This is a genomic window from Methylobacterium sp. yr668 (genome assembly GCF_900116245.1).
Classification (GTDB): Bacteria; Pseudomonadota; Alphaproteobacteria; order Rhizobiales; family Beijerinckiaceae; genus Methylobacterium.
This window is the reverse complement of sequence record NZ_FOZY01000045.1, coordinates 20,552-28,282: the sequence shown is the minus strand read 5'-3', so window position 1 is coordinate 28,282 and position 7,731 is coordinate 20,552. Positions and strand designations below refer to the sequence as shown.

8 protein-coding genes and 1 other annotated feature are annotated in these 7,731 nt (G+C 63.0%); of the genes, 3 read left to right on the top strand and 5 right to left on the bottom strand.

Annotated features, from left to right (window positions below; all coding sequences use genetic code 11):
* On the bottom strand, positions 1-270 hold a 270-nt coding region (locus BM419_RS28970; RefSeq protein ID WP_139257158.1), incomplete at its 3' end, for a transposase.
* A gap of 206 nt (positions 271-476) precedes the next feature.
* On the bottom strand, positions 477-1,697 hold the full coding sequence (locus BM419_RS28965; RefSeq protein ID WP_091928478.1) for an IS256 family transposase: 1,221 nt from the start codon (positions 1,695-1,697) through the stop codon (positions 477-479).
* 46 nt (positions 1,698-1,743) lie between these two features.
* On the opposite strand from BM419_RS28965, the gene BM419_RS28960 reads away from it, so the two are divergent.
* Positions 1,744-2,739 carry an IS481 family transposase gene (locus tag BM419_RS28960; RefSeq protein ID WP_091928481.1) on the top strand — a complete coding sequence of 332 codons (996 nt, stop codon included), beginning with the start codon at positions 1,744-1,746 and terminating at the stop codon, positions 2,737-2,739.
* Here the strand turns inward: BM419_RS28960 and BM419_RS28955 are convergent.
* From BM419_RS28955 to BM419_RS33325, 3 genes are all read right to left on the bottom strand, one after another.
* Positions 2,719-3,897 carry a hypothetical protein gene (locus tag BM419_RS28955; protein WP_139257157.1) on the bottom strand — a complete coding sequence of 393 codons (1,179 nt, stop codon included), beginning with the start codon at positions 3,895-3,897 and terminating at the stop codon, positions 2,719-2,721. The genes BM419_RS28960 and BM419_RS28955 overlap by 21 nt on opposite strands.
* 442 nt (positions 3,898-4,339) lie before the next feature.
* Entirely contained in the window at positions 4,340-4,681 is a 342-nt protein-coding gene (locus BM419_RS33330; protein ID WP_280141977.1) for a hypothetical protein, read from the bottom strand.
* Positions 4,617-4,937, bottom strand: a complete 321-nt coding sequence (locus tag BM419_RS33325) for an N-acetylmuramidase domain-containing protein (protein WP_280141978.1) — start codon at positions 4,935-4,937, stop codon at positions 4,617-4,619. The genes BM419_RS33330 and BM419_RS33325 overlap by 65 nt, the downstream gene beginning before the upstream one ends.
* 85 nt (positions 4,938-5,022) lie before the next feature.
* Between BM419_RS33325 and BM419_RS28940 the strand changes: the two genes are divergently transcribed.
* Together BM419_RS28940 and BM419_RS28935 are read left to right on the top strand one after the other, a co-directional pair.
* Positions 5,023-6,251 (top strand): IS3 family transposase gene (locus BM419_RS28940; RefSeq protein WP_091928476.1). Its coding sequence is split into 2 segments (ribosomal slippage): positions 5,023-5,311 and positions 5,311-6,251, totalling 1,230 coding nucleotides; the frame shifts between segments, so codons are not numbered across the junction.
* Positions 5,304-5,420: a sequence feature (AL1L pseudoknot), on the top strand. It overlaps the preceding gene by 117 nt.
* Positions 6,252-6,732: 481 nt before the next feature.
* Positions 6,733-7,479, top strand: coding sequence for a class I SAM-dependent methyltransferase (locus tag BM419_RS28935; protein ID WP_091928475.1), 747 nt, complete (start codon positions 6,733-6,735; stop codon positions 7,477-7,479).
* The last annotated feature ends 252 nt before the right edge of the window (positions 7,480-7,731 follow it).

The following is a 7,731-nucleotide window of genomic DNA, read 5'->3' as shown; positions in this document are numbered from 1 at the left end:
CTCGTCGGGGACAGGGCCTGTGGCTGCGATCTTGGCAAACAGGCGCTGCCAGACACCGCGCTGGGACCACCTGTTGTAGCGGTTGTAGATCGTGGTGTGCGGGCCGTAGGCGGAGGGCGTATCTTGCCAGCGGCAGCCGACCTTCAGCACATGCAGGATGCCGCTGATCACCCGCCTATCGTCGACCCGAGGTTTACCCGGTTGGCCGTGAGGCAGATGTGGCTCGATCCGCGCCCAGGCTTCATCCGAAAGCCAGAACAACCGTGCCATCGCGATCCTCCTGCGCTGGAAACCTCAAACTCAGGAAGAAAACGCAAGCGACAGCAATTGGTTGTATGAGTTCCCTACCTAGCTGTTTGATCCCGCGATGTGGTGGTACGGTTGACCACCATGCGGCGAGGGATGCGCTATGGGCCAAATTCTCCACGGCAGCGCGGGAGTGTCAGGAATTCCGTGTGCGGGCGGCGGGTTGAACATCAGGCCGCCATGGCCCTGGTGAAGCGCTCACCGAAGATGACGGCGAACTGCGCCTTGGCCATGACCCACTCACGCGGTCCCATCTTCCACGCCTTCTCGGAGCGGTTCAAGACCAGGTAGAGCAGCTTCAACGCGGCCTCGTCGGTCGGGAAGTGACCGCGGGCGCGCACGGCCCGGCGCAGCGTGGCGTTCAGGGCCTCTATGGCGTTCGTGGTGTACAGGATCCGGCGAACCTCGCCGGGGAAGGCGTAAAACGGGATCACCTCGCCCCAGGCCCGCCGCCAGCTCTGGGCGATGGCCGGGTAGCGCCGACCCCATTCGCTCGTCTCGAAGGCCGCCAAGGCCGCCTCGCCGGCCGCGGCATCGAGGGCCCGATAGATGTCCTTCAGCGCGGCGGCTACGAGCTTGCGGTCCTTGTAGGACACGAAGTCGAGGCTGTGGCGCAGGAGGTGCACGATGCAGGTTTGAACCAGCGCCTCGGGGAACACCGCCCGGATCGCATCGGGGAAGCCCTTCAAGCCGTCGACCACGGCCAGCAGCACGTCCTCGACGCCGCGGTTCCTGAGCTCGTTCATGACCCGCAACCAGAACTTGGCGCCCTCGTTCTGCTCCAGCCACAGGCCGAGGATCTCCTTGGAGCCGTCGGCGCGCACGCCCAGCGCGATGTGGACGGCCTTGTTGCGGACGACGCCCTCGTCACGCACCTTGATCCGCAGGGCGTCGAAGAACACGATCGGGTAGACCGGCTCCAGCGGCCGGGCCTGCCAGGCGGCGACCTCCTCCAGAACCGCGTCGGTCACCGCACTGATCAGGTCGGGTGAGACCTCGATCCCGTAGAGCTCGCGCAGGTGCGCGACGATCTCCCGGGTGCTCATGCCGCGCGCGTACATCGACACGATCTTGTCGTCGAAGCCGGGAAAGCGGCGCTGATACCGGGCGATCAGCTGCGGATCGAACGTCGCCTGCCGGTCGCGCGGGATCGCCAGCTCGATCCGGCCCGTCTCGGTCGTGACCGTCTTGCGGCCATAGCCGTTGCGCGTGTTGCCAGCGTCCTCGCCCGCCAGATGGTGGTCCATCTCGGCGTTGAGCGCCCGCTCGGCCAGAGCCTTCTTCAACGCGTCCAGCAGACCGTCGGCCTCGAAGGCCGTCTTCGGATCCGCGCCGGCCAGAAGCTGGTCCAGGATCGCATCAGGAATACGGGGTGCTTTGCGTCGTGCCATCGGGAACCTCCGTCGGATCCACTATGGCCGCCCCCACACGAAATTCCTGACAGTCCCCGGCAGCGCCCGCACGACGGAGGCGGTCCGTCGCGCAATACAGCTACGTCAAGAGAGCGTGAGAGCGGCGGCCAAGCGCTACGGCGTCAGCCCGACGACGATCCAGAAATGGCGCGGACGGCAGTCGACGGCCGATGCCGCCATGGGGCCGAAAGAAGCTCGGTCGACGGTCCTGACACCTGAGGATGAGGCGATCATCGTCGCCTTCCGCCGGCATACCCTGCTGCCGCTGGACGACTGCCTCTACGGCCTGCAGCCCACGATCCCACACCTGACCCGCTCGTCGCTGCACCGTTGCCTTGAGCGGCACGGCATCAGCCGCCTGCCCGAGATGGAGGGCGACAAGCCCAAGAAGAAGCGCTTCGCCGATTACCCCATCGGCTACATGCACATCGACATCGCAGAGGTCAGGACAGAAGAGGGCAAGCTCTACCTGTTTGTAGCCATCGACCGAACCTCGAAGCTGGCTTTCGTCAAGCTGGAAGCTGAAGCGAACCGCTACACGGCATCGGACTTCCTTCGCGCGCTGGTCGCGTTCGTGCCGTACAAAATCCACACCGTGCTGACCGACAACGGCGTCCAGTTCTGCCATGCCCCGCGCAACCGCTCAGGCCCGACAGCTCTCTACAGCCGCCACATGTTCGATCGCGTCTGCCACGAGCACGGCGTCGAGCATCGCCTGACCAAGCCCAACCATCCGTGGACCAACGGTCAAGTCGAGCGGATGAACCGCACCATCAAGGATGCCACGGTCAAGCGCTACCACTACGAGACCCACGAACAGCTCCGGGCGCACCTCCAGCTGTTCGTCGACGCCTACAACCATGCCCGTCGGCTGAAGACCCTGCGCGGCCTTACGCCCTACGAGCATGTCCTCCAGGTCTGGACTAAAGAGCCCGAACGCTTCAGGCTCAATCCGTCACACCACATCCCGGGACCATACAGGCCAGACGGCGGAACAGCGTCAGCGCCGAGCCGCTGGTAAGCGGAGCGCTCCCTCCGTATCCGGGTCGTCCATCAAATTCGACGGCGCGAGCACCAGGGTGGACCCCGGATGCGTGGCGCCCGACATATCAACATAAGGGCGGCTCGGGTTCGGAGCGTAGTCGCCCAACCGCTTAAACGCGTTGGCCTCGAGACTGACCTTGACCAGCGCCGAACCCGATATCCGGATCATGTTAGTTGCGAAATCCTTCGCGCTAATCCGGTTGAAAGTCGAGGCGCGCACGACGTGAACTCCAGGGGCGCCTTCGGCCAGGATCAGCACGTCGGCGACGCCAGCGTTGCCCTCGAAGTATGCATGATCGACCACGAGCCCGACGCCGCCTTCTAATGGGCCTCCGTCGATGACGATGCCACCACGGCGGTCGCTCACGCCACCCATACCATTGCCGCCGATCTCTCCACCTTGCACGGACAGCAGGGTCGGATGGCTGGCTAGAATGCCGCACTCGCTGTTGCTGTCGATCCGCGCGTCGGTAAAGGCTACCGCGTTCGGTTGTGAGAAGGTGCCTCGACGCAGCGTCGTCCCGTACCGATTGAAGCGGAGGCTAACGTCGCGCGCACTTGAGAGGAGCAGATCAATGCCCTCCAACCCGACCTTCCAGCCCACGGCGGTCACACGCTCGATTGAGATAAAAGCGGTGCGGGTCAGGCGCAGGGCTGAGCCCTTGTGATCGGCCTTCTCAAGGCGGAGGCCGCGGATCGCCGCGTAAACGTGAGGACCAGCACCGGTTTTTCCTGCCGTATACGCGATGCCGGCGAACTCCCCAGGCCCGAACACGAGGCGCGTGGTTCCGTCCCCATCGCCCACGATCGAGGGCCGCGGCGTGGCGTCATCAGTTGAGTCCACCTGCTCGATCCGAAACCCGGTGGCCAGGAAGTAAGCTCCAGCGGGCACGCAGACCGAACGGCCGTGACGAATGGCTGTATCGGCGGCAGACTGGAAAGCGGAGGTATTGTCACGCCCCACCCCATCTCGAAAATCAGCCACAGCACCATAGTCAAGGACGTTCACACAACCGGGTGCAGAGTTGCCGACGCCGCCGCTGCGCTGTGCAGGGTCTGCAAAGGGTTCGCGTCCAGACGCCGCGCTTGTTACGAAAGCGCCGGCGAGGACTAGGATGGGCAGAACGGGACGCATGGCCAACCTCGCGATGAGCAGAGGCGACGTTCTAGCGTAGTTCCCGGTCGGTTTGATCAGGCGGCCAATCCTGCGGCCAGGTGGCAGTTGCCGCCGTTTCGAGGCACGAACAAGCCCCGCGCGGCGGTGCCGGCGGGGCTGAGTGAATCCCTGGGAGGAATTGCCAAGCCGCGGGCCAGAAGGGCGTCTGGCACTGAGGCGATCACAGCCGACCTGCGGCTGATGGACCCCCGGCCGCGCGGGCATCCCAGCCAACGGCCGCTTGTGCTATCAGCCATCGTCGCCCACCGCGGGCACCGGGATAGGCCACAATGCGCTCACTGCTGCTCGCCGCCGCTCTGCTGGCGCTGCCCGCCCCCGCCTCGGCGTTGTGCCGCTGCACGTGCATCCGGGGGGAGATGAAGGCGATCTGTCAGCCGACCGACCTCATGGTTCCGATCTGTCAGGGGTTGTGCGAGACGACGATCCGCCCTGACCGGGTAGTGATCCCCTTGGCCGGCGGCCGCCCAGAGTTTGGTGTGGCTGAGTCAACCAATCCATCGCCGGGCGGGCTTGCGCGGCCGGATAGTGACCTCAACACGAGCCCAAACGGACAGCAGCTGGGCACCCCGAGCCAGCTCTCTGGAAGCGTTGGATCGAGCCTGGAAGGCGGGGCGTCAAGTTCGAGCCCGGGCGGACGCTGAGCCACGAAAAAACCGCCGCGGCCGGAGCCGGGCGGTTCACCCATGATCAGACCGAGGCCCCAGGAGGCCGACTTCAGGGCGGCAGACTCGTCGATGGCCATGGCCTGATGCAGCCGCGGCTAGCTGTCTGCCGGGTACTCCCGCTTCCAAGCCGGATATGCGAGTCCGAGCGAGACGGCCCGCGCGCTTCTCGCCCGATAGGTTGGCGTAGAAGCGATGCGGCTCGAACAGCATCTTCGGCCGCTTGAGCTTGTCGAAGCCGTTGCCGGCCGCCTCGACGTCGATTACGGCGTGAATTTCGTCCTCGCCGACGCCGGTGGTGTAACCGACCCTCGGCAAGTCGAGGTCTAAGAGCATTGTCGCCCGGCCAACGAAACCGGCGGCGCGCAGGCTGAACCGCGCCGGGATTTTCGGAGGCTCCAACTCTTGAGAGACTGGAGCCATGACGAAGCATATCCGACCCTTCTCCCCTGAGGTCCGCGAGCGCGCGGTGCGGATGGTGCTGGAGCACCAGGGCGAGCACGACACGCAGTACGGAGCGATCCGCTCGATCGCCGCCAAGATTGGCTGCTCGGGTGAGACGCTGCGCAACTGGGTGCGCCAGGCTGAACGCGACAAAGGCGTTCGGGCCGGGCCGACCACGGACGAGCGCGAGCGGATCAAGGCGCTGGAGCGGGAGAACCGCGAGCTCCGGCAGGCCAACGAGATCCTGAGGAAGGCGAGCGCCTATTTTGCCTTGGCGGAGCTCGACCGCCGGTCGCGGACATGATCGCCTTCATCGACGATCACCGGTCGCTCTACGGGGTCGAGCCGATCTGCAGGGTGCTGCCGATCGCCCCGTCGACGTACCACGCCCATGCCGCGCGGCGTTCCGAGCCCGAGAGGCTGCCGGCCCGCGCCAGGCGCGACGCGGTGCTCTCGGCCGAGATCCGGCGCGTGTACGAGGCGAACTTCCGAGTCTACGGCGTGCGCAAGGTCTGGCGGCAACTCGCCCGCGAGGGGATCGTGGTGGCGCGCTGTACGGTGGCGCGGCTGATGCGGACGCTGGGCTTAGCCGGCGTCGTCCGGGGACGCAGGGTCCGCACCACCGTTCCCGATCCGGCGGCAGCTTGCCCCCTCGATCGGGTCAATCGGCAGTTCAAGGCCGAGGGCCCGAACCGGCTGTGGGTGGCGGATTTCACCTACGTGGCCACCTGGGGCGGCTTCGTCTACGCGGCCTTCGTGATCGACGTCTTCGCCCGCCGGATTGTCGGCTGGCGTGTGTCGCGCTCGGCCCGGGCAGACTTCGTGCTCGATGCTCTGGAGCAGGCCCTGCACGAACGCCGCCCCTTCGCCGGCAGCGGCCTCGTCTGCCATTCCGACCGCGGGTCGCAATACGTGAGCATACGCTACACCGAGCGCCTCGCCGAGGCGGGCGTCGAGCCCTCCGTCGGTAGCGTCGGGGATTCCTACGACAATGCTCTGGCCGAGACGATCATCGGCCTGTTCAAGGCGGAGGTGATCCATCGACGCGGGCCGTGGCGATCGTTCGAGGCGGTCGAATACGCCACGCTCGAATGGGTCGATTGGTTCAACCACCGCAGGCTGCTCGAACCAATCGGCAACGTGCCTCCCGCCGAAGCGGAAGCGCGCTACTATGCTCAGGCCAAGGTCCAAGCCTTGGCCGCCTGACCCAAACCAAACGGCCTCCGGAAAACCCGGTGCGGTTCAGGCGTGCGAATGCGTCCGCGATGGAAGCGGCCGATGCCATGATGAATCTCCAGTGGTCGAAGGGCCGCCACCAGAGCGGGCTGCTACCTGCGGGCTTAACCCCGCTTGTGAATTTGTTCGGTCAACGCTCGATCATCCGACCAACCCATCCCGAGTCGGCGTGTAATCGTGAAGTACGGAAGACCTAGGCGCCCGCCCAGCACCAGCTATGCGAAGCGCGCGGGTACTGCTCAGCCTGCTTGATAGCGCCTCAAATTTCGCGAGTTTTGGGATAAAATTCGATTGCAATACATCTAATACTTTAAAGAGCCTGACCTCGCGGGCCAAACAACCCTCCGAGAAAGAGTGTTGCAAATATTTTGCTTGGACAGTAATCTCGACCGCTCAAATGTTAAGAGCATCAGATAAGCGACTATATAGGCTTTGGCGGGAGATTTATAGTATGTCAGCCGTAATCCCTGCAGAACATTGTGGTATTCTATACTCTGATTTTCTATCGATTCTCTCTCGCAAGCGCTGTGTGAATAGATATTTGGAGATAGGCGTTCAGCGCGGCCGACTCTTATCGAAAATACACGCAAATTATGCGGTCGGCGTAGATCCTTTTTTTGATATTGATTCAAATATTTCTGCAAACAAGAATATTTGCACGCTGATTCGTGTTGGAAGCGATGAGTTTTTCAGCCGTTATCAATATCATGAGATTGCAGGGGGGGAGCCGGATTTGGCATTCTTGGATGGGATGCATACATTTGAGTTTTTGCTGCGAGATTTTTATAATACAGAGCGAATCTCGCGCAAAAGTACATTGATTGGGATGCACGATTGCCTTCCTCTTAACGCAGAGATGGCGATCCGGGATGAAAGCTCTGCGGTCGCGGCGGGCGCCGGCGGGCTGTTCCACATGTGGTGGACAGGAGACGTATGGAAGATTGTTCCCATTCTTCAGCGTTATCGACCAGATTTGCGCATTGTTTGCGTCGATTGTCCGCCCACGGGAATTGTTTTTGTGACTAATCTGGATCCATTCTCAACTGTGTTGAACGATAATTATCATTCGATTGTGCGCGAATACCATTCCATGCCCAACGATCTGAAGGCGATCGAAAAGTTGTTCAGCGAAATTGAGGTTGTGCCGTCGACTAAGATTTTGAATGAATTCGATCATAGTCTTTATTTTAGTACGTAGCGACACCGGCCGATGCCTTGGTGAGCTGCGAGCCGACGAGGTTCAACCCCGGCTTGAGCAGGACGATGATCTGCCAGCCCGCGGTGTCGATGACTGTGATGGCAATGAACTTGTCGTAGCCCCTGAGCCACAGAAGCCGCAGCGCCAGTCGATCCTGGAAGTCTGGCGCAATCTGATTGGTGCCCGAATAGGGCCATCTTCTTTCGGAGATCCTGCAGGGTGGCCGTCATGAACTGGTAGCAGCCGCAAGCT

Excerpts from the sequence above, each read along its gene's own strand:
- BM419_RS28965 (WP_091928478.1), bottom strand. The coding sequence starts at position 1,697 with ATGGCACGACGCAAAGCACCCCGTATTCCTGATGCGATCCTGGACCAG.
- BM419_RS28935 (WP_091928475.1), top strand. The coding sequence starts at position 6,733 with ATGTCAGCCGTAATCCCTGCAGAACATTGTGGTATTCTATACTCTGAT.
- BM419_RS33330 (WP_280141977.1), bottom strand. The coding sequence starts at position 4,681 with ATGGCCATCGACGAGTCTGCCGCCCTGAAGTCGGCCTCCTGGGGCCTC.
- BM419_RS28955 (WP_139257157.1), bottom strand. The coding sequence starts at position 3,897 with ATGCGTCCCGTTCTGCCCATCCTAGTCCTCGCCGGCGCTTTCGTAACA.
- BM419_RS33325 (WP_280141978.1), bottom strand. The coding sequence starts at position 4,937 with ATGCTCTTAGACCTCGACTTGCCGAGGGTCGGTTACACCACCGGCGTC.